Below are 20,274 nucleotides of genomic sequence, written 5' to 3' on the forward strand. Positions count from 1 at the left end.
TCAAAGGAATATACCCGGCGTCTAATCTACCTTGGCACCATACGACCGCATAAATAGCACTGCTTGCTCCCGATCCATCCGTGCACCCTGCACATTGATCGACTTCAGATCAATCCCTTCCAATATTGCACCACGCAGATCGGCTCCCTGCAGCTTGGTCCCGGCCAGACTGGCTCCGGTCATATCACAATCGCGCAGATCTGCTTTGGCAAGATCGGTATTGGAAAAGTCGGTTTCATAGAACCGGATGCTTCGCAGATCCTGACGCCCCAGCTTGATATGGCTCAGATTGGTGTATGCCCAGTCTCCCCCATTCAGTGTAATACCATCCATCTGTGCTCCGGCAAAATCCGAACCCGTCATTTTGCACATACTGAATTTGGCAGCAAACAGATTCGCTCCATCAAATCGGCAGTTCTCAAAAGCAGACTCCGTATGAATCGATCCATTCAGCGTCACTCCGCGAAAATCACATTCGATAAACCGGCAGTGACTGGTGTCAATCTCGTCCATGGCTGTATTCATAAATGTACAATTCTGAAATGTACAGCGTACAATCTCTCCGTATCTCAGATCCTGTCCATCAAAACGAACCGATTCATATTTCTGGTCACTATACTGGTACATATTGTTCCTCCTGTGCCCTGTTCTGGTATATATACTGTCTGATCATTTCCAGCTTCATCGTTGATGAACAGGATACTAAAATCAGTACATTCGCGTTTCTATAATACCATATAGGTGTCAAGCCCCTGCATAAGCCATCAGCAAAGTCAATTACAAATCAGCCTGTATATACTTTGAAATGATGTATTGTTGCTTCATTAATTTTATAAAAGAGGTTTTATATAGGACACACGAAGGACAAACCGTACCTTTACAATAAAGTTAGTTAATCAATGAGCTAAGCGAATAGCTCACAGGAGAGATGAACAATGAAAATGAAATTTATTATGATGCAAACGCGTAAACTGCCGGAACTGCTGCAGATCGTACTCAATATCAGCTTGTTCTTGATGGCGATTGTACTAAGTGTACTGTTGATGAAAGAAACATGGAGTATCTTCTCATCGGTTATATTATCTTCTGAAGAGATTGACAGTTATTTTGCTTTCACCGACGAGCTGCTTGTGTTCTTTTTATATTTTGAATTTATTGCTTTGATCGTCAAATATTTCAAATCCAATTTTCATTTCCCGCTGCGCTATTTTATCTATATCGGGATTACGGCGATTGTACGGCTGATTATTGTGGATCATGACGAGGCACTCAGCACTTTTTGGTGGTCGATGGCTATTCTTGTATTGATTGCTTCATTATTCCTGGCCAATACCCGGGTGGTGCGAAAAGATCACTAATCCCGCTGATCCAGTGATATTCTTAAGGATAGATAACGGTATCCGGAATAGGGATCGGATGAAGGAGAATCTATGAAAAATCGCAGTATTACGTTCAAGCTTTTTCTAATGACAGTCCTCTTTTTTGTATGCTTTTACGGGATGGTTATTCTAAGCCAATTATTGTTTTTCAATAACTTCTACGAAGAGCACAAAGTCAACAAAGCAGAAAACGATCTGGAAAGACTCGCTGCTGTCTATACAAAGTCCGGTGATAATTACCGACAGATGTCCAATGAAGTACTTAAATTCATGAACCGTAATAAAAGCCAGCTGACTATAGTCAATATGGATGGGCAGATGGTCCTGGAAGATCCATTTCACCTGATTCTTCGCAAAGATAATGGACAAAAGGTATCCGTCTCCCTCTCGCTCTATATGAATCTGAATGAAGACTCCTATCGGGCGCTGAATATTCGTACTGGTGACAAACTGGATCTGTGGGGAAATGCAGATACCAAGGTGAGCCAGTCCCAAATCGTATTTACACCGGAGCAAATCGAAAAGCATCAACCACGGACTGCATCATATATGCCGGACATCTCCGGCACGGTTACCGAGATGGTGCTACCTACGCCCAAGAACTGGAACCAGCGACAGGGACTGCTCATGGAAGCATTGTATCGTGCCTTTCCATTATCGGATAGTCAACAGGAGCAGCTACTGGCAATGAAGCCGCTGCAGTATGAATGGACCGAATCCTGGAGTGGAACACACAATGTCATTATGATTCAGCCGGTCAAACGTTCCAACCAGGAAGTGGAGCTACTGTTCGCTCTTACGTCTCTGCAGGAGATTAGTGATACCACCGAAGCATTGCGCTGGTTCTATCTCTATCTTGGCATTGGCGGCTTTATATTGATCCTGATTTTGTCTTTATTTTTCTCCAAAATTATTACAAGACCGCTCATTGCACTGAATGCGATGGCCAAACGGATCGTCAAACTCGACTTTAGCGTAGATGCACCTCCTGTTCGGCAAAATGATGAACTGGGCAGTCTCGCCAGCAGTATGTATACAATGTCTATCAGCCTGGATCGGGCACTGCGTGAACTTCAGGAAGCCAACCAGCAGCTGCAGCAGGATATGGAACAAAAGCAAAAAATCGAGATGATGCAGCAAAGCTTCTTCACCAATGCTTCCCATGAACTCAAAACACCGCTCAGTATTGTGAAAAGTTTTGCGGAAGGACTGCAGGACGGGGTTAATATCAATAAACAGGATCATTATATCTCTGTCATTATTGAAGAAGCAGACAAAATGGAAATGCTGATCAAGGATATGCTGGATCTGGCACGACTGGAGTCGGGAACGATCCGGCTGCATACGACATCCTTTATGCTTAGCGAGCTGACAGAGAAAGTCGCAGATCGACTCGTTCATCTGCTGCAGGCCCGTAAGCTGGAAATTATGATTATTCCGGTTAATGAACTGCCGGTATTAGCAGATCCGGACTGGATTGAACAGGTTATTCGCAATTTCATTGTTAATGCAATACGCCATGCGGATGAAGGCAGTACGATTGTGATCGAGATGGTCAGCGAGCCTCACTCCACTCGTTTTTCTGTAGAGAACAAGGGTGAGCCCATACCAGAGGATCAATTAGCTCAGATCTGGGAGCGATTCTATCGCGGCGAAGCTTCACGTAATCGTCAGACTGGCGGTACCGGACTCGGATTGTCGATTTCACGGCAGATTCTCGATCTGCATGGTTTCCGTTATGAAGTACACAACCGGGAAAAGGGTGTCTGCTTCTCCATTATTTTTGAACGATAGGTTTCATTTTGATATAGAAAGAGGGATGCACAATGGCAAGAAAAGTGCTTCTGATCGAAGATGAGGCGCGGATACGCGAAGTAGTGGCAGATTATTTTGAACAGGATGGCTGGGAAGTTCATGAAGCAGATAATGGACTGGATGCGTTGGAGTGGTTGGATACGCTGCAACCTGAACTGGTTATTCTCGATATTATGATGCCCCGGATGGATGGATTCGAAGTATGTCGTCAGGTACGTACCCGTTCAGGGGTACCAATTATTCTGCTGACTGCCAAATCTGCCGATCAGGACAAGGTGCTGGGATTCGAACTGGGTGCAGATGACTATGTTACCAAGCCCTTCAGTCCCAAAGTACTCATCGCCCGCGCCAACTCGCTTATGAAACGGGTGACCGAGAACTATCAGCCACAAGGACATATGGTTACATTCGGATCGGCTGTGCTTAATACACTGGCACATCGATTGGAAGTAGATGGTTCCCAGATCGAGCTGACACCCAAGGAATACGATTTACTGCTCCTCCTTATTCAGAACAAAAATATTGTTATTTCCCGGGATTCCATTTTGAACCGGGTATGGGGTCTTGAATTTGAAGGCGATACCCGGGTTGTTGATTCTCATATTAAAAAGCTCCGTGCCAAACTCGGTTACGAATCGCGTCATATTCGTACTGTGATTGGTACGGGATACCGGTTCGAGCTAACCTCTTAATCGGTTTAAACGCTACCTGATGCTGCCATTTTGCACGAAGAAAGGACAACAATTTCTATGAACCCGACATGGTTACCTACGCTGTGTACTGTGCTGAATCTTGGTGCAGGTACAGCTTCGATACTACTTACTATTAATGGACATTACCGACTTGCACTGATCTGGATCGCCATGGCGGCTATCTTTGATGTACTCGACGGACTGCTCGCCCGTCTGCTTCATTGCCCGAGTGAATTTGGCAAACAGCTGGATTCTCTGGCAGACCTGATCTCCTTTGGTGCTGCTCCGGCTATACTCGTTCTGCTGTATCAGCTGAACGATGACCGCTGGCTCGGTCCGGCAGCCGTTATTCTGTTCGTGATCTGCGGTGCACTGCGCCTGGCTCGATTTAATATCTCTGGATCGATCAACGGATTCACCGGGCTGCCAATTACAGCTGCCGGGACGCTACTTGCACTCTCTTCCTTGTCAGGTCCCGATCTACCCAGTTATTGGACAATTATATTGATGGCCGTCATGTCGCTGCTGATGATCAGTCGCATCCCATTTCCCGCCTTCAAAAATAAAATGGTGAGGAAGTGAGCATATGGAAATTGCAGCAGAATATATCTCCCAATATGGTTATATTGCTATTACAGTACTGCTCGCGCTTGGTATTATCGGTCTGCCTATACCCGATGAGACGCTCATGCTGTTCATCGGCTATCTGTCTTCAACAGGGGTACTGAGTTATCTTCTGTCTATCTTATTCAGCTTCATAGGTTCTGTTGCGGGGATGATGGTTAGTTATGCCATCGGCAACAAGCTTGGCTTCAAAGTTGTGGATAAATACGGCAAATGGGTCGGGCTGAATCCCAAGCGATTTGACCGGGTACAGAAATGGTTTACCCGCTACGGGATCTGGACTGTGCTCTTCTCTTATTTTATTCCGGGCGTTCGTCACGCAGCCGGCTATATCGCCGGGATCAGTGCCATGCCTTTTCGTAAGTATTTGTTAATTTGTGTGATTGGTGCCGCAATATGGACGGTACTTTTCGTATCCATTGGATACATTGTGGGATTAAAGGTAGTGGCTTAACTATCACCCTACTATAGTCGCCAACCCATTCAAAAGGGGAAAATGAATGGAAAGAAGGATTGGGTAACATGAGTTTGATGATCAAGGAAGTAACAGAAATGAATTGGCGTGCTGCGGCTGCGCTGCAGGTTACAGAAGCCCAGCGCCCCTATATGGAGAGTAATGCCTTCTCGCTTGCCGAGTCCAAATATGAATATAATGCGACTTCTGTGTGTCTGTATGATGGCGTGATGCTGGTCGGTTATGCGATGTATGGCTGGTATTGCGAAGAAAGTGACAGTCTATGGATTGAACGCTTTATGATCGACGCCCAATTTCAGGGCAGAGGATATGGTAGTCAGTTCTTCCCTCTACTGCTCGATTATCTTCATCAGCGGTTTCATTATGAAAAGGTCATGATCAGTATTCATCCGGAAGATCTAAATGGCCAGCGTTTTGCCCAACTGCTTGGCTTCAAGGCTACAGGGGAAACCGATGATGTAGGTACATTCACCGGTCAAGTCATGGAGCTCGAAGTAAAACATAACAAAGAACACCATACATGGCAGCCACTGCGTCTACTGCTCGGATCACTGCGCAGCCGCTAAATACAATAGATCATTATTATACACGCCAAGTACTTATACTTTAATTGCTCTGCAGAGCTGTATGCATATCCTCTCAAAAGGCAAAAATAGACACCATCCACTAATCGGACGGTGTCTATTTTATAATGCCATCTACTGCTGAATCAGGTATTCCATTCATTATCGGTAAAGCGCTCGCTCGGTCTGCTGTTCTCCCGCTCGGCCTGTTTGCCCAGACGGTGATGCAGTTCCTGTAGAATCATGCTGGTCACCTCGCGTCGCTCACCAAGATTGCTGAGTGCTCGTCGCAGACTGTCTTTGACCATGCCCGCTTTTTCGCCCTGCTGGTAATTGGCCAGCGCTGCTGCCCCTTTTTCAATCTCGAATTGCAGATCCCGTATATAACTGGTCACGATATCCAGCGATTCCTGGTATACCTCACTGGCATGACCATGAAGAGGTGAACGGATAAAACGATCAATATGGGATTCCTGAATATGAATTAATGTGAATGCAGGATTACCCAGCAGAAGCTCCATACTCTGCATCTGCATCTCAGCTGGTATTCTGTCGATCAGAATCGCTTCATTATCCTGGACCATCTGCTGAAGATGATTATCGAGCTCTCTGCTGTCTTCAGGCAGCTGATCCACTTTATTTTTTTTGATAAAATAAATCATGTTTTACCCCCACTTCATAAGAGATATCAGTTCTGCCGCCTCTTCACTATACAAAGAGTCATGTCTTTGATGTATTTACCCTATATTTTCTATTGTATATTGTTTATCGACAATAAATAGAGAAAAAAGCAGGAATTTCTACATAAATTGCGCTTGTTTCCACAAAAAAGGAAGCGTTATCCTCTTTATCATAAACCATACAGATCATCTCCGCTTATTTATATCCCAGCGCATGAAACAATAAATTATAATAAGCTTCTGTATTGGCAGTGAAGTCGTCCAGACCAACCGAACGCTGCTGATTGACCGGAGATTGTTCAACCCCTGGATAAATAACTCCCTCTGCCGTGACCGCTTCACACTTACCATGAATCAAGTCTCGGAATGACTCGGCTGCGATCCAGAATAATCCTGTCACTTCACTATGCTGAACCTGATAGTCTTCCAGCGGATGGTCACATACATATAGATAGACATGCGTAAATTCGCGATCCATATAGTGATCAGAGATACGATATTCGTCCCTGTGTGTACCGCAGTATGTCAGTTCTGAAAATGTCACGGCCAGACCCAATTCCTCTTCCAGTTCGCGTACCCCATCTTCCGGCGACTCGCCTGTCATCAAATGCCCGGCACTGGATGTATCCAACTTATCGGGAAAAGTCTCCTTGTCCGGGTGACGCAGCTGAAACAGCAGCTTCCAGCCTGTTTCGGCCGAACCGGAGACGATCCAACAGTGAAATGTCTGATGCCACAATCCCTGAGCATGGACTTCTTCTCGTGTAGCTGTACCTGTCTTTTGCATCTGTTCGTTAAATACATCCAATATCTCTACAGCTGTCATCGCTGACACCTCTTCCTTATTTCTTCCTGATCCAGAGCGCCGACAGATTCGGAAATCCGAACGACTCGATATGCAGCCCATACAGATTGCGATTGAAATAGGCCTGCTGATTCAGATGATTGCCGTATATGACCCAGTTCTCTTCTCTCATCAGCCGCTCGACCTGATCCAGTACAACCTCACGCTCCTCCTGCTCCAGCTGCATAATTCCTTCCAGCATCTTTTTCAGCTGAAGCTGCTGCTCATTGCCCAGAGCATGATACAGGTAATTGCCTTCATTGCCAAAAAAATTAATCATATCCCATTCCCAGTCATCCTCCAGTATTTCCATACCGAGCATGATTTCTCCTCTATCCCTGCCGTATAGCATCGTACCATAGGCTTGTGTACAAGGCAGAAGCCGAAGACGCAGACCAATCTGGGCAGCCTGCTGCTGCAGCCATTGTGCTTCGATCTGTTCTTCTTTTTTATCCAGAAAAGAAATACCGAGTTCGCTGCCATCATATCCGCTCTGTCGCAGCAGTAGCTCAGCTACAGCCAGTGAGCCTTCCTGTGCAGCATGATAATCCGCACTTTTCCAGGGAAGCAGACTGTGGGCTGGTGCAATCCGGTCACCACCCAGCTCGCGCATCATTCTCTGTCCATCATACAGATGACGGATGCACTCGCGAAAATGACGTTGATGCTGAATTCCAGGCTTACGAAAATCAAAACGCAGATAACGACATCCCAGCACCGGATGATTAATCTGGCGGCTCACCATCTGATCATCCCGCTCACTCAACTGGTAGAGGCGACCATTATGACCCTGCTCCGGCATAAACCAGACATCTACCCGATCCAGCACCGGGCGCAGTCCATAATAATCGTCAAATGCCAGCAAAGACAGCTTGTTCGCGGTCAGCTCGGATATTCGAAAAGGTCCACTGCCGATGCGACATTCCTCCTGCTCCATATGTGCAGGCAGAATCGCCATATATACATTCGTGATCAGATGCAAAAAGAATAGATTGCTGCGATGCAGGTGAAAAGTCACCACATGATCTCCCTTTTGCTCCACTTCACGAATGTCCCGGTACAGCCACAATGCACTGCTTTGCTGCTTATACAGTCTCTGCCAGGTATACTGCACATCCCGGGCAGTGAGCAGAGCTCCGTTATGAAAGCGAACTCCTTTACGCAAATAAAAAGTCCAGATCGTGTGGTCTTCATTATGTTCCCAGCGATGCGCCACTCTCGGCAAGAATTGACGTGAACCTGCATCATATGCCAGCAGTGTATCCGTGATCTGCCGTAGTATAAACACTTCAAATGCTGTAAACACATTTGCCGTATCCAGCTTCTCCAGCGAACGATAACGAATCATCCGCAGTACATCCTGGATGTTACTCTCTTCCTGCTCGCTGTGCATACCGAGATATATATGCAGTATATTCCACAGCTTCTCCCGGCTATGTTCGTCTGCTTCCAGGGTACTGATCAGCTCCAGCGCTTCTTTGACCCGATCTTTGTCCAGCAGCTGCCGGAGTCGTACTTCCATCATATCCGTATCCGGATACAGAAACTGCAACAGCGAAGTATGGCCCCTGCCTCGTCCTGGCTGCCAGATAATCCAGTTTCTGCTCTCCAGTCGCCGCAAAATGAATTTGACATTACGCGGTGTACAGCACAGCATTTCTGCCAGCATGGCTACCGTAACAGACAGCGGTGTATGATGCAGTCGTTTAGGATTCAATTTGTCATATAGCTGCAAGTACTGAATAGCATCATTATCCAATCCTCTCTTCCCCTTTCTATCTATTTTTTGATATAAAAGGTGAAAGGCAGCTGCAAAAGCTTACTCTTTTTCTTCGCCTTTTTTCTTATTACAATGATAACAGTTCAATAAAAGCTTTGTAAAATATGGGAGTGTAGCTTATGATCGCAAAAAATCTCAAAATGATTCATCCTCTGGCCTGGACAATTATTGTCGGGACGATGTTTGGACGACTCGTCACTTCAATGAGCATTCCGTTCCTCGCTATCTATCTCACCTCCACACTAGGCGTATCTGCTACACTGACAGGTATTATCGTCGCTGCCAGCTCACTAGCCGGTGTGTCGATCAGCTTCTATGGCGGTTATATTTCGGACCGGATCGGACGCAAAAAGGTAATGCTCGTCTCAGTGTTCTGCTGGGCTGCCGTATTTTTCGGATTTGCCGGCGCGCATGCAATCTGGATGTTTTTTGTTATGAATGTACTAAATGGTCTGTGCCGCTCGGTATTTGAACCTGCTTCCCGCGCGCTGCTATCGGATACTACGCCGCCAGATCACAAGCTGCTGGTCTTTAATCTGCGCTATGCCGCTATTAATATCGGTGTCGTATTCGGACCTATTCTTGGTCTGCAGCTGGGCTCAGCCAAGTCTACTTTTCCATTTGTGATTGCAGGATTCGTGTATATTCTGTATGGACTGGTGCTGGTACTGCAATTTGCTGTCCACCGCGCTGCGCTGCCTGCTCTCTCGACTGCTGCACCGCCTAAGATTCGCGAAGCTTTTCGAATCACTAGCAGAGACCGGGTATTCCTGCCGGTGTTGATCGGAACCACCTTTTGTGTACTTGGTTACGGTCACTTCAGTTCAACGCTCGCACAGTACTTGTCATTGACTCCCGATTTGGAAAATGGCAGTCGCATTTTCTCCTATATGCTGGCGATGAATGCTGCTGTTGTGCTAATCGTCCAGTATCCGATAGTACGCACCGTCAGCCGCTTCCATCCTGTTGTTCCACTGATTCTTGGCAATATTCTCGTATCCGTCTCTCTGCTGATTTTCGGTATGGCACATAGTCTGATTGCTTTTATGATCGGTGTATTTATTTTTACTGTAGGCGAAGTGCTGCTATTTACAATGATGGATATTCTGATCGACCGGATTGCCCATCCCGAATGGAAAGGCACTTACTTTGGTACCATCGGATTCAACAATATCGGTAACGTGGTCGCACCGGTAGTCGGTGGATTGCTGATTGATCGTTTTGCCTTACAGAGCGGTATTGCCGTTTTTGCTCCGCTTGCGCTGCTCACGGCGGTAGGTATTCCGTTTCTGCTGGCAGCACATAAGCGGCTGACGATCAAAGAGCAGAACGAAGCCCCTGTTATCCGATCCTCAGCAGATTCCGCTTCGTAAAATATTGATTACATATAGCCTGAATACTTCTTGAATCCGTAATACTGCTTCTTGATTCGTAATACTGCTTCACTTATTGTAAATATGGCTTGATCCGTCTGCTGCTTTAGCCCGACCTTCCCTTTTTGTGGAGTCGGGCTTTTGGTTTGTATATTATTTTTCCCTATTGCATAGCTGCTTCTTTATATCTGATTACGGTGATATGATGTATATCCGGCTTTATCTGATACTGACTAGAAATAGTTGGAATATGTATGGATTTTCAGGTGGAAATGGGAATAAATTTATCTTGATGTCTGACTAATGTTTGAGCATACTTTTGCTTAAATTCCTATCCATCCGGGCAAAAATTAATAAATTATTCACAATTTAATGACGTAATTTTAAAAAAAGTCATTTCATTTCCATTCTTCAAAATTAAAATGTTATGATAAAGTCACAACAATCGAAACGGGTGACAAATACAGAGATGAATAATCAACCAAACCAAAGTGCAAGTGCACAAGTGAATTCCATGCCCGCGATCTTTTTTGCTACGATCAAGACGGGTATTATCAAGTCCAATCTTATAGCGATGTTCGCCGGGTTAAGTATGGCGCTCTACATCTTTAACGTATCTTTTATAGATCATATCTGGGCGATCATTCTTGCCTTTGTTGGATCTTCCCTCGTCATCGGCTCTGCCGGGGCTTTTAACAATCTGTATGACCGGGATATTGATGCCATTATGGAACGGACCAAGACACGGCCAACCGTAACCGGCAAAATGGATACCCGAACTGGTCTGACGATCGGGATTACAATGAGTATCTCGGGCGTGATTCTGCTCTACCTGAGTTCACCGCTCGCCGCTTTCTTCGGATTCCTGGGACTGTTCCTGTACGTGGTTCCTTATACGATGTGGACCAAGCGCAGAACGATCTATAATACCGAAGTCGGCAGTATCTCAGGCGCCGTACCTCCACTGATCGGCTGGGCTGCTATTTCCAGTGATCTGGGACATTTCGAAATCTGGGCACTCGTAGCTACGATGCTGATCTGGCAAATGCCTCACTTCTATGCGATTGCGATTCGTCGATTTGACGAATACAAAGCTGCCGAAGTACCAATGCTGCCGGTTGTCAAAGGTATCAAACGTACGTATGTGCAGTCGAACTTCTACCTGGTACTGCTGATCGTATCCAGCGTAATGTTCTGGCCGCTGAGCCCTTATATTGCAGGTGTTGCTTTCCTGCTGAGCCTGTTCTGGCTGGTATTCAGCGTACGCAGCTATCGCAAGGATGATATCAAGGACTGGGCCAAGAAAATGTTCATCTTCTCCCTCAACCACATCACACTGCTATTCCTGATCATTATCGCTTACTCTCTGATCGCACAGCTGCTCAAGTAATAGCGAATGCACTTTTCAGGAATGCTGATCATCTACTTTGTATAGTATGAAGTAATCAATGATTGCTATCTGCCGAATAGATAAGTAAAAAGGAAGTACCGATATTATAATCGGTACTTCCTTTTTTGTGTTGACTACAGATTGAACGCTAGATACGAGTCGTCGGAAGAAGCATCACCTATTGCAGCAATAGGTGGGTACGATCGGACAGCTGCATGCATTCTTCAACCAATTCCGGCTGCTGTTCGATAAAATCAAGCCAGGCCTTCACCAGATATAATCGATGCTGCTCTCCCAGTACCTCTCTTTCCATCTGCTGAAAGGAATACCAGCACTCCCTGCGAAACTCGTCAGATACCTTCATCTGATGCAGCAGCAGCTTGGAACGATACAGATTCTCCTGAGCCTGGATAGCCTCGAGCAGTACTTTGTTATTGGAGACCCGGATTTTCCGCTTGAGCTGGTCCCAATTCCAGAGTGGATCACCATGCTCATCTTTCATTTCATAAATAACGATATTCATCATCTCAATCAACAATATACTGAGCTGATATTCTGTTTCCTGCAAAGTTGGTCTATTCTCTACTGCTCCACTCTGCTGCTGTCGCAGGCTTCGATCTGTCGTATGACTCAATTCCTGCTGGGACATGGTACTCATATACATCTCAATGTACCAGGCCAGCTTGCGTTTGGCATCCAGTCTATGGTCACTATACATACGAAATATGCCTTGCTGAATATCTGCGCTGCCGCTCCGACCTGTAAACAGCTGATCTGCTGTATCCATCACACTTTGTTTGCTATCCATAGGGAATCTCCTCTCCAATACAGGATATAGACAGAAACAGACGGGGGGATGTCTGTTTCTGCTTTAGCACCACTCCATGTGTCTGTTCAGTCAGCGGAGAAGCGCTTCTATTCAATTGACATATTTACTATTCATAAGCATCTCTTGCATCTTGATTATTATCATTTCGCTTACAATGTGGAATCGGATGGTGCAGAGTTATGCTTATCCATTCTTTGCTGTTTGCGTTCCGCTTTACGCGCCTGCCGTTTGTCTTTGGCACGTGCAATAACCATATAGAGTGACGGTACAACGAACAGTGTCAGAATAGTAGAGAAAATAAGACCGAAAATAATAACTACGCCCAGTGGACGGAACAGCAGTTCACCGATTGTAGCGATCGGAATCATACCTACGATTGCCGTCAATGAAGTCAGAATAATAGGACGGAAACGTGCAGATGCTGCCTGAATGACGGCTTCTTTCAGTTCCATACCTTCATGCCGGGCATCCTCGATAAATTCGATAAACACAATACCGTTTCGAACGACAATACCGGCAAGCGCAATGATACCCATGATCGCCATAAAACCAATCGGAGTACGGGTAATAAACAATCCAAGTACCGCTCCGGCAGCTGCCAGGTATACGGTAGTCATAATGATTAATGGAATCGACAACGAGTAGAACTGAATAACAATCAGAACAAAGATAATAAAGATGGCGACGACAAACAATTGTCCCATATCTCCAAACGTATCTGCCTGATCTGACGTCTCGCCGCCAACTTCGAGCGTATATCCTTCCGGAATTTTGACCTGATCCAGTTTAGGCTGGATCTCTGCCATTACTTCGGTCGCTGTACGACCATTCACTTCGGCTTCAACTGTGTTTACTCGCTGCAGATCATAACGATCAATCTGTTGAATCGAGAAGGAAGGCTTCATACTGACAATCTGTGATAAGGGAATTTGTTCCTTGGACGAATTGGTGATATTCGTTTTCTGGATCAGGGATTCCGGACTTTCTTTATCGGAACCATCCAGATACAGTTTCATATCAATCAGATTCTCTCCATTATCAAAGTCCCCCAGGCTTATACCGCTGCCCATCATGAGTAGCGTCTGAGTCAATGTGCCATAGGTGACTCCATAACGATCCATAGCTTGCTTATTCACGGAGAAATTCAGTCCATAGTTGTCATTGCCCATCGTATCGGTAATGCCATAAGTGCCTGGCGTATCTCCAATAACCTGCTTGATCTGATTGGTCAGCTGACGAATCTCATCCAGATTATCGCCGGTAATACGTATTGATACCGGCTTGCCTACCGGGATACCCACAGCACTCCCTTCGACTGAGGTCTCTATACCGGGATAGTCTTTTTTCAAAGTAGCGGACCACTGGCTGGTTACGGCCTCAATATCCATATTCTCATCACCAACAACAAGAATTTGTCCATTGCTGCTTCCACCACCTCCGCTTCCACCCAGATTGCTAAATAGCAAAGGTGCTCCGCCGCCTGCAGCATAAGCAATATTTTCTACATTTGGCTGTTTTTTCACCCAGCCAGCAATGCTCTGTACAACGCGATCTGTTTCTTCCAATGCTGTACCGGAAGACATACTTATATTAACGGTCACCTGTTTTTCTTCCGAAGTCGGGAATAGTTCAACAGGCGTCAGTGCGGCCAGTCCATACACAGCTGTACTGATAATCAGACCTACCAAGGCTACCAGCAGAGGCTTCTGCAGTACTCTTGGCATCAGGCGATGTGCATAACTGTCGGTTACCGCCTGAATCTGCTTGCCCAACAGGCCTGCAGGACGGTTCACACGCCGCTTGCCTCTTTCCATCTGACGTTCTTCATACCATTGACGGAAAATAGGAATAATGGTCAAGGACATAATCATGGATGCTAACATACACAGAGAAATGACAGCCGGAATCGGCAGGATAAATGCTCCCATATCGCCTGGCAGGAACATCAGCGGCAGAAATGCCGAAATGGTCGCAAGTGTCGCTGTAATGATGGAAACGGCGACTTCCTTGGTTCCTTTGATCGAGGCATCTGTCGGACTCTCACCCATATGAGACAGCCGGCGTTCAATATTATCATTGACGACAACCGCGTCATCTACGAGTATACCGAGTACGATAATCAGACCAACAATTGTAATCTGATTGAGTGTAATCCCCAGACCCGGCAGGAAAATCAGACCAAGTGCTATCGAGATCGGTATCGCCAGCGCTACAAACCCGGCTGTCAGCAGATTCATGCCCAGTGTACAAATAATAATAACAGCGATAATCGCTATAATCATTTCCTTGATTAAGGAGTTAAAATTTTTGGTTACCTGATCATTCTGGGCGAACAATGGTGCCAATTTAACGTTGGCAGGCAGTGTTTTTTCCAAAGAATTGATCTTGGTGCTTAATCCTGCATCCATATTCGGTACATCTGAACCGGTCTGACTGCTGATATCCAGTGAGATAGCCGGTGTACCGTTATAATAGCTGAGCTGGGATTCTTTGGCCTGGGTTAGCTCTACTTTGGCAACGTCTTTGAGATAGACCGGAATACCTGCTTCGGTCTGCTGGACGACAATATCATTCAGCGTTGTATAATCCACAGACTTGTCTACCGTAAGCTGATAGATTCGATCATCGTGAGTCAGATTACCTGTAGGTACACGGTTGTTCGCCGATTGGATCGCCTGCTGTACCGTCTCCCATGAGATTTTGTACTGCTGCAGTTTGGCTGGATCAATATTGATGCGAACTTCCTGATCCGGAATCCCTTTGATATTGACCTCGGTAATTCCCGGTACAGAGCGCAGCTGATCCTGCCAGGTATTCATTAATTCACTTAGCCCGTAAATATCCTGCTTGGTTTTGCCATAGATAATGTAAGATTTGATAAAGGATTGGGTCAGATTGTCATTGACCACAGGTGTATCTGCATCCTTTGGCAACTGGGATTGAGCGTCTTCCACTTTGCGGCGCAGTTCATTCCAGGTATCTGTCGTGTCGGCGTCTTCGTTGGCCTGTACCGTAATAGTAGAGACACCATTACTGGAAGTGGACGTGATTTTCTTGAGATTGGAGACTTCCTTGATTTTCTGCTCCAGAACTTCTGTGACGGTCTGCTCCATTAGCTCGGGAGTAGCTCCTGCATAGGTAGTGGTAACCATGGCTGTTTTGACGACAACGTCCGGTTGCAGCTGACGAGGAAGCTGGGTCAGCTGGGTAACTCCCATAATAATGAGCATAACGAAGAACAATAGGGTGATTTTGCGCTTTTTGACGAAGTACTTAATCATTGGCACTTGCCTCGCTGTTGGCAGCGGAGGAATCAGCCGGCTTACTGCCAGGCTTTGGATTGGCCGCCTGGCTGACAGTCAACTCATCTCCATTGAACAGACGGTCTGCTCCACGTGTAACGATTTTGTCTCCTACCTTGATTCCGCTTGTAATCTGATAGTTGTTATTGTAGATTTTACCAAGCACAACAGGAGTTTTGACTGCTTTGCCATTTACAGCCTTGAATACATACGGCTCACTACCGGAGCTGATAACAGCCTCGGTCGGCAGCAGAATTCCCTGCTCGGCAGACACCTGACGGGAAGCTTTAACAACCTGACCCGGTTTCCAGTCCCGTTTGGGGTTATTGATTACAACTTCTACATTGATGGAACCGGTACTTTCATTCGTTTGCGGATTTAGCTTGGTCACCTTGCCGGTACGTAATTGATCATACAGACTAATGCTGACTTGCTGTCCAACTTTCCATTGACCAATATCACTGTCGGCAATCGGTAGCTGCACTTTGAGGCGATCAATCTCTCCAATCGTAAACAGCGGGCTGCTGCCACTCTGCGCAGAGGTCCCTCCACCGGCACTTACTGTCTGTCCAACCGTAATACTTTTAGTCAGAATCACACCGGATGCCGGTGCTTTGAGGCTAGCGCGGGACAGATTCAACTGTGCTGTCTTTTTGGCAACGAGCTTCTGCTCATAACCGGCCTGGGATTGCTGCACACTGGCCTGGGCCTGTTCTACAGCAGCATTTGCTTTGGCAACACTGGCTTGAGCATTTTCGATACCGACCTGTGCTTCCTTGACTGTAGCTGCTGCCTGGGCACGTTCGGATTCGGTCGCTCCTTCCTGTTGAAGGGAAAGTTTGGACTGGGCATCCTGAAGTGCAGTTTGCGCATCAGCCAGTGCCGTTTGTGTTTTCTCATATTCCTGCTGGGTCAGCAGTCCGTTATCCAGCAGTGTTTTTGAACGAGCTTCCTCGGTTTTGGCCTGGTTATAGGCGGTTTGTGCTGTTGTTACTGCATTCTGTGCCTGTGCTTTCTCCTGGGAGCGGGCACCTGCCAATACATCCTGCTGACTGATCCGGGCACTTTCTACTTTGGCGCGGGCAGAAGACACACCGGCTGCAGCAGATTTCTGGCCGGCTCTTGCATCGCTGAGTGAAGCTCGTGAGCTGGCCAGAGCGGCCTGCGCGGCTGCTACATCCTCGTTGGCTGTATCCAGCGTCAGCTGCAGATCAGCGGTATCCAGTCTCGCCAGTACAGAGCCTTTGGTTACAGAATCACCGATGTCACCATTAACGGCTATTACAGTTCCACCCGTCTGGAAAGCTGCAGGCGTCTCATCATAAGCTGTCAGCGTACCGGACAGATCATAGGACGCATTCAGCGGCTGCTCCTTGGCTGCTGTTACCTCTACTGAATTGCTTGCTGATTCTACTGCAGGTTGATCTGCAGAACAGGCAGTTAGACTTACAGCCAGTACAAGCGCTGTAAAAGTCATAGGCCAATGTTTTCTCATAATTACAATATCCTCCCCTAAACCTGTTTATTGTATATAGGGTGCTCATTCTTCAGATATATCATCCGGAGAAATACACCTACCAAGCTATAGAGGTTTTTAAGTTGAATACAAAGACGTTGATTTTTCAAATAATCGCATCACTCTTCTGATTTCAATAAATCAGTGAACAAGCGATATCTGATGAACAGTGTTCTTTACGGATCTCTCTCCACGATAAAGCCGACAAAATCACTATCACAACGCTTTACATATAGTTCTCTATGCTCCTGTACTCAGGATAGCAGAATCGACATTTTTCGAAATCGTCCGTAGGTACATTTGCCCGTTTGCCCTTTTGGGCAATTTAGCTCTGCCCTTTGGACGGAGCATAACAAAAAGCACCTTTCCATTGCGGAAAGATGCTTTGGCGATACTAATTGGTTTGAAAATTATATAGGTCGTATCCTAACCGGCATACAGAACGAAGCTCTCTGAATATTCATCTGCTTGCTGTGCATGTTATCCCAGATGTACCAGTCCGCGTTCGATTGCGATTGCGACAGCCTGAGCACGCGAATCCACACCCAGCTTGTTATAAATATTGGTGAGATGCGCTTTGACCGTACGCTCGGAGATACCCATATCAAATGCAATATCCTTGCTGCGATGACCGTGGGCAATCGCCTGAAGTACAATTTTTTCCTTTTCGGAGAGAACAGGAATATAACCTGCACTGGAAGTATTAGAGGCAGATGTATAAACTGCTGTCCTGTGGGCTGCAGAGGTATTGGAACGCACTCTGGCCTGAAATACAGCTTCCATAATTTCCGGCTGCAGCAGCGTCTCTCCCCGGATTGCCGAATCCAGGGTACGGAATAGATTCTCTCGTTTGGAATCCTTAAGCAGGTAACCCTTGGCTCCCATCGCCAATCCTTTTACCATCAGATCATCTTCATTATACGTTGTCAAAATAACGACAGGTATCCTGCAATCCCGTGCATGAAGCTGTTCAATAGCTTCCAGCCCACTCATAACCGGCATATTCAGATCCATCAAAATCACATCCGGCTGCAGTTCCATTGCCAGCTCTACAGCCACTTTGCCATTCTCGGCTTCGCCGATCACATGAAACTGTTCACTCGTTTCCAAAATTAATTTAAGCCCTTCCCGAACGACAAAATGGTCGTCGGCTATAAGTATGTTGTATTTCATCCTGACCTCCTAGTCGAGAGGAACTTCTATTCTAATATGCGTACCATGCGGTAAATAGTTGGTAATCGATAATTTGCCATACATAATACGTACCCTTTCCTGAATACCGATCAATCCATAATGCCCTGACTGCCGACCAATCTGCTCGGGATCAAAGCCCTTGCCATCATCTGTAATCTCAATCAGCAGTTTGTTGTTAATATTCAATATGTTGAGCTGTACATGCTTGGCTTGGGCATGGCGGGTAATATTGGTCAGGCACTCCCGAATGATGTGTATGCTATGTTCGGTGAGCAATTGCGGCAGATCACCAACTTCTTCCACTTTGTCAGCGACTGAAATACCTGTAGCTTGTGTGAATCGCTCAAGCTCTGCACGTACAGAATCAGTAAAACCGAGACTACCTACTGATTGCAGGCGAAGATTGTCAATCGCTTCTCTCGCTTCTGCGAGGGTACTTCGTGCATTTTCCATCGAAGACAGTACAATCTGCTGAGCACGTGCATGGTTCTGATTGGATAGATGTACATTTATCGCTTCCAGCTGCATAATAATACCTACCAGTCCTTGAGCCAGCGTATCATGCAGATCACGCGCCATCCGCTGGCGTTCATTGGCAACCGTCAGTTCTTCAACCTGGCGGTGCGCGATTTCCAGATCCTCCAGAAAATTCTGGGTACGCATACGTGCATAATACTGCTCCAGCATCAGATTAACGAGTCCAATTACGATCATGCACATCAGCGTAAGCATAACCAGCGGTGGAATCAATCCAGGCACTGCATCTATATAGAAGGCAAACAGCGTCATAATCGTGTAAAGAACAATCATAAAAAGAATAATGTGAAGCTTTTTGTAATAGATATAGGCAAACTGCCCTACCAGCAAAGGGAATAATCCCACCATAATAAGACCATACATATACATAGCCATATAGGAAGCAGCGCATAAAATCGCCAGCTGAATCGTAAAATATACCCAGGCATGTCTACGGGTCATAGGAACAAAAAACCAGGTTAATATCATAAAAGTAAACAGCAACAAATTCAGCGAAGCAATATGAATTGCATTGATTTTCGATAAGGTCTGGATAATACTCATTGCACTAGTAACAATAATGATCCACAATATCATCAGTTTTCTGGCATGCTGGGCAATGCCGGAAAGGTGGTGGCTATTTTGCATAATTTCACCCTTTCAAATTCCTATTTCATTATATCAAGAATTTGTGGGAAGATATTGTACTTTTGGGCATGCCCTTTTCTATCGCTACTATTTTGCAAAACCTGCTGTTTCGGGATACACAAAAAACCGACATGAAGTCGGCTCTTGTGTATATCGTATTTCAAATGATGAATGTGCAATTCCACACTCTTTATTCTTGTATCCTGTTTTCATTCTTAACCAATACAGACAGATCGCCTACAAATACCTTTTCGTCCTTGTCATTGTAGGTAGACAGTGTAACCGTCACAATCCCTGTCTGGTTACGCTTCTCCTGCAGATCGATCACTTCTACTATAGTATACAATTCGTCACCCGGATAAACAGGCTTGAGAAATCGGATATTGTTCATAGCTGTGCCAGCAATAACATCCTCACCATAGCTGCCGGTCTCTACCCAGAGTTTGAATGAAATTGCCAGCGTCTGAATACCAGAAGCAATAATTCCTCCAAATCTACCCTTTCCGGCTTTCTCTTCGTCCAGATGCATATACTGTGGATCAAACTCTGAAGCAAATTCCTTGATATTCTCGGAAGTCACCTGGAGTGACTTGGTTCGAAAGATCTGTCCAATATGAAATTCCTGATATTGCATGTTACACCTCATAATTCACA

General features: G+C 45.9%; 18 protein-coding genes. 8 read left to right on the forward strand and 10 right to left on the reverse strand.

The genetic code is table 11. The features are described from left to right. Positions 1–21: 21 nt before the first annotated feature. The gene (locus WH46_RS08800) at positions 22–627 is read right to left on the reverse strand and encodes a pentapeptide repeat-containing protein (protein WP_046226449.1); all 606 of its coding nucleotides are present in this window, start codon (positions 625–627) and stop codon (positions 22–24) included. Between the two features lie 314 nt (positions 628–941). On the opposite strand from WH46_RS08800, the gene psiE reads away from it, so the two are divergent. The 6 genes from psiE (at position 942) to WH46_RS08830 (ending at position 5,551) form a co-directional block, all read left to right on the forward strand. Next, positions 942–1,358 (forward strand): phosphate-starvation-inducible protein PsiE, encoded by a 417-nt coding sequence (psiE, locus tag WH46_RS08805; protein WP_046227166.1) that lies wholly within the window; start codon positions 942–944, stop codon positions 1,356–1,358. A 72-nt stretch (positions 1,359–1,430) separates the two neighbouring features. Next, positions 1,431–3,173, forward strand: a complete 1,743-nt coding sequence (locus WH46_RS08810) for a sensor histidine kinase (protein ID WP_046226450.1) — start codon at positions 1,431–1,433, stop codon at positions 3,171–3,173. A gap of 32 nt (positions 3,174–3,205) precedes the next feature. Further along, positions 3,206–3,886 carry a response regulator transcription factor gene (locus WH46_RS08815; RefSeq protein WP_046226451.1) on the forward strand — a complete coding sequence of 227 codons (681 nt, stop codon included), beginning with the start codon at positions 3,206–3,208 and terminating at the stop codon, positions 3,884–3,886. A 57-nt stretch (positions 3,887–3,943) separates the two neighbouring features. Further along, positions 3,944–4,468, forward strand: coding sequence for a CDP-diacylglycerol--serine O-phosphatidyltransferase (pssA, locus tag WH46_RS08820; protein ID WP_046226452.1), 525 nt, complete (start codon positions 3,944–3,946; stop codon positions 4,466–4,468). A gap of 4 nt (positions 4,469–4,472) precedes the next feature. Next, positions 4,473–4,964, forward strand: coding sequence for a DedA family protein (locus WH46_RS08825; protein WP_046226453.1), 492 nt, complete (start codon positions 4,473–4,475; stop codon positions 4,962–4,964). A 68-nt stretch (positions 4,965–5,032) separates the two neighbouring features. Continuing rightward, complete coding sequence (locus WH46_RS08830) at positions 5,033–5,551, forward strand: GNAT family N-acetyltransferase (RefSeq protein ID WP_046226454.1); 519 nt, start codon at positions 5,033–5,035, stop codon at positions 5,549–5,551. A 143-nt stretch (positions 5,552–5,694) separates the two neighbouring features. On the opposite strand, the gene WH46_RS08835 is transcribed toward WH46_RS08830, so the two are convergent. The 3 genes from WH46_RS08835 to WH46_RS08845 form a co-directional block, all read right to left on the reverse strand. Continuing rightward, entirely contained in the window at positions 5,695–6,210 is a 516-nt protein-coding gene (locus WH46_RS08835; RefSeq protein WP_017812283.1) for a hypothetical protein, read from the reverse strand. Between the two features lie 214 nt (positions 6,211–6,424). Continuing rightward, on the reverse strand, positions 6,425–7,054 hold the full coding sequence (locus WH46_RS08840; RefSeq protein WP_046226455.1) for an NUDIX hydrolase: 630 nt from the start codon (positions 7,052–7,054) through the stop codon (positions 6,425–6,427). 16 nt (positions 7,055–7,070) lie between these two features. Further along, the gene (locus WH46_RS08845; protein WP_046226456.1) at positions 7,071–8,831 is read right to left on the reverse strand and encodes an ABC transporter substrate-binding protein; all 1,761 of its coding nucleotides are present in this window, start codon (positions 8,829–8,831) and stop codon (positions 7,071–7,073) included. A gap of 140 nt (positions 8,832–8,971) precedes the next feature. Here WH46_RS08845 and WH46_RS08850 point away from each other — a divergent pair, with 140 nt between their 5' ends. Then, positions 8,972–10,225 carry an MDR family MFS transporter gene (locus WH46_RS08850; protein WP_082208351.1) on the forward strand — a complete coding sequence of 418 codons (1,254 nt, stop codon included), beginning with the start codon at positions 8,972–8,974 and terminating at the stop codon, positions 10,223–10,225. Between the two features lie 469 nt (positions 10,226–10,694). Then, positions 10,695–11,615, forward strand: a complete 921-nt coding sequence (gene cyoE / locus WH46_RS08855; RefSeq protein WP_081604070.1) for a heme o synthase — start codon at positions 10,695–10,697, stop codon at positions 11,613–11,615. A gap of 178 nt (positions 11,616–11,793) precedes the next feature. On the opposite strand, the gene WH46_RS08860 is transcribed toward cyoE, so the two are convergent. The 6 genes from WH46_RS08860 to WH46_RS08885 form a co-directional block, all read right to left on the reverse strand. Continuing rightward, positions 11,794–12,423 (reverse strand): hypothetical protein, encoded by a 630-nt coding sequence (locus WH46_RS08860; RefSeq protein WP_046226457.1) that lies wholly within the window; start codon positions 12,421–12,423, stop codon positions 11,794–11,796. 170 nt (positions 12,424–12,593) lie between these two features. Next, positions 12,594–15,725 (reverse strand): efflux RND transporter permease subunit, encoded by a 3,132-nt coding sequence (locus tag WH46_RS08865; RefSeq protein WP_046226458.1) that lies wholly within the window; start codon positions 15,723–15,725, stop codon positions 12,594–12,596. Then, the gene (locus WH46_RS08870) at positions 15,718–17,241 is read right to left on the reverse strand and encodes an efflux RND transporter periplasmic adaptor subunit (RefSeq protein ID WP_046226459.1); all 1,524 of its coding nucleotides are present in this window, start codon (positions 17,239–17,241) and stop codon (positions 15,718–15,720) included. Before WH46_RS08870 ends, WH46_RS08865 begins: the two co-directional genes overlap by 8 nt. 501 nt (positions 17,242–17,742) lie before the next feature. Continuing rightward, positions 17,743–18,435 (reverse strand): response regulator, encoded by a 693-nt coding sequence (locus tag WH46_RS08875; protein WP_017812291.1) that lies wholly within the window; start codon positions 18,433–18,435, stop codon positions 17,743–17,745. 9 nt (positions 18,436–18,444) lie between these two features. Then, the gene (locus WH46_RS08880) at positions 18,445–19,620 is read right to left on the reverse strand and encodes a sensor histidine kinase (protein WP_046226460.1); all 1,176 of its coding nucleotides are present in this window, start codon (positions 19,618–19,620) and stop codon (positions 18,445–18,447) included. Positions 19,621–19,810: 190 nt separating this feature from the next. Continuing rightward, positions 19,811–20,254, reverse strand: coding sequence for a MaoC family dehydratase (locus WH46_RS08885; RefSeq protein WP_046226461.1), 444 nt, complete (start codon positions 20,252–20,254; stop codon positions 19,811–19,813). Between the last annotated feature and the right edge of the window lie 20 nt (positions 20,255–20,274).

The sequence above is a fragment of the Paenibacillus dauci genome (assembly GCF_000971985.1).
Classification (GTDB): domain Bacteria; phylum Bacillota; class Bacilli; order Paenibacillales; family Paenibacillaceae; genus Saccharibacillus; species Saccharibacillus dauci.

Excerpts from the sequence above, each read along its gene's own strand:
- WH46_RS08800 (WP_046226449.1), bottom strand. The coding sequence starts at position 627 with ATGTACCAGTATAGTGACCAGAAATATGAATCGGTTCGTTTTGATGGA.
- psiE (WP_046227166.1), top strand. The coding sequence starts at position 942 with ATGAAATTTATTATGATGCAAACGCGTAAACTGCCGGAACTGCTGCAG.
- WH46_RS08810 (WP_046226450.1), top strand. The coding sequence starts at position 1,431 with ATGAAAAATCGCAGTATTACGTTCAAGCTTTTTCTAATGACAGTCCTC.
- WH46_RS08815 (WP_046226451.1), top strand. The coding sequence starts at position 3,206 with ATGGCAAGAAAAGTGCTTCTGATCGAAGATGAGGCGCGGATACGCGAA.
- pssA (WP_046226452.1), top strand. The coding sequence starts at position 3,944 with ATGAACCCGACATGGTTACCTACGCTGTGTACTGTGCTGAATCTTGGT.
- WH46_RS08825 (WP_046226453.1), top strand. The coding sequence starts at position 4,473 with ATGGAAATTGCAGCAGAATATATCTCCCAATATGGTTATATTGCTATT.
- WH46_RS08830 (WP_046226454.1), top strand. The coding sequence starts at position 5,033 with ATGAGTTTGATGATCAAGGAAGTAACAGAAATGAATTGGCGTGCTGCG.
- WH46_RS08835 (WP_017812283.1), bottom strand. The coding sequence starts at position 6,210 with ATGATTTATTTTATCAAAAAAAATAAAGTGGATCAGCTGCCTGAAGAC.
- WH46_RS08840 (WP_046226455.1), bottom strand. The coding sequence starts at position 7,054 with ATGACAGCTGTAGAGATATTGGATGTATTTAACGAACAGATGCAAAAG.
- WH46_RS08850 (WP_082208351.1), top strand. The coding sequence starts at position 8,972 with ATGATCGCAAAAAATCTCAAAATGATTCATCCTCTGGCCTGGACAATT.
- cyoE (WP_081604070.1), top strand. The coding sequence starts at position 10,695 with ATGAATAATCAACCAAACCAAAGTGCAAGTGCACAAGTGAATTCCATG.
- WH46_RS08860 (WP_046226457.1), bottom strand. The coding sequence starts at position 12,423 with ATGGATAGCAAACAAAGTGTGATGGATACAGCAGATCAGCTGTTTACA.
- WH46_RS08865 (WP_046226458.1), bottom strand. The coding sequence starts at position 15,725 with ATGATTAAGTACTTCGTCAAAAAGCGCAAAATCACCCTATTGTTCTTC.
- WH46_RS08870 (WP_046226459.1), bottom strand. The coding sequence starts at position 17,241 with ATGAGAAAACATTGGCCTATGACTTTTACAGCGCTTGTACTGGCTGTA.
- WH46_RS08875 (WP_017812291.1), bottom strand. The coding sequence starts at position 18,435 with ATGAAATACAACATACTTATAGCCGACGACCATTTTGTCGTTCGGGAA.
- WH46_RS08880 (WP_046226460.1), bottom strand. The coding sequence starts at position 19,620 with ATGCAAAATAGCCACCACCTTTCCGGCATTGCCCAGCATGCCAGAAAA.
- WH46_RS08885 (WP_046226461.1), bottom strand. The coding sequence starts at position 20,254 with ATGCAATATCAGGAATTTCATATTGGACAGATCTTTCGAACCAAGTCA.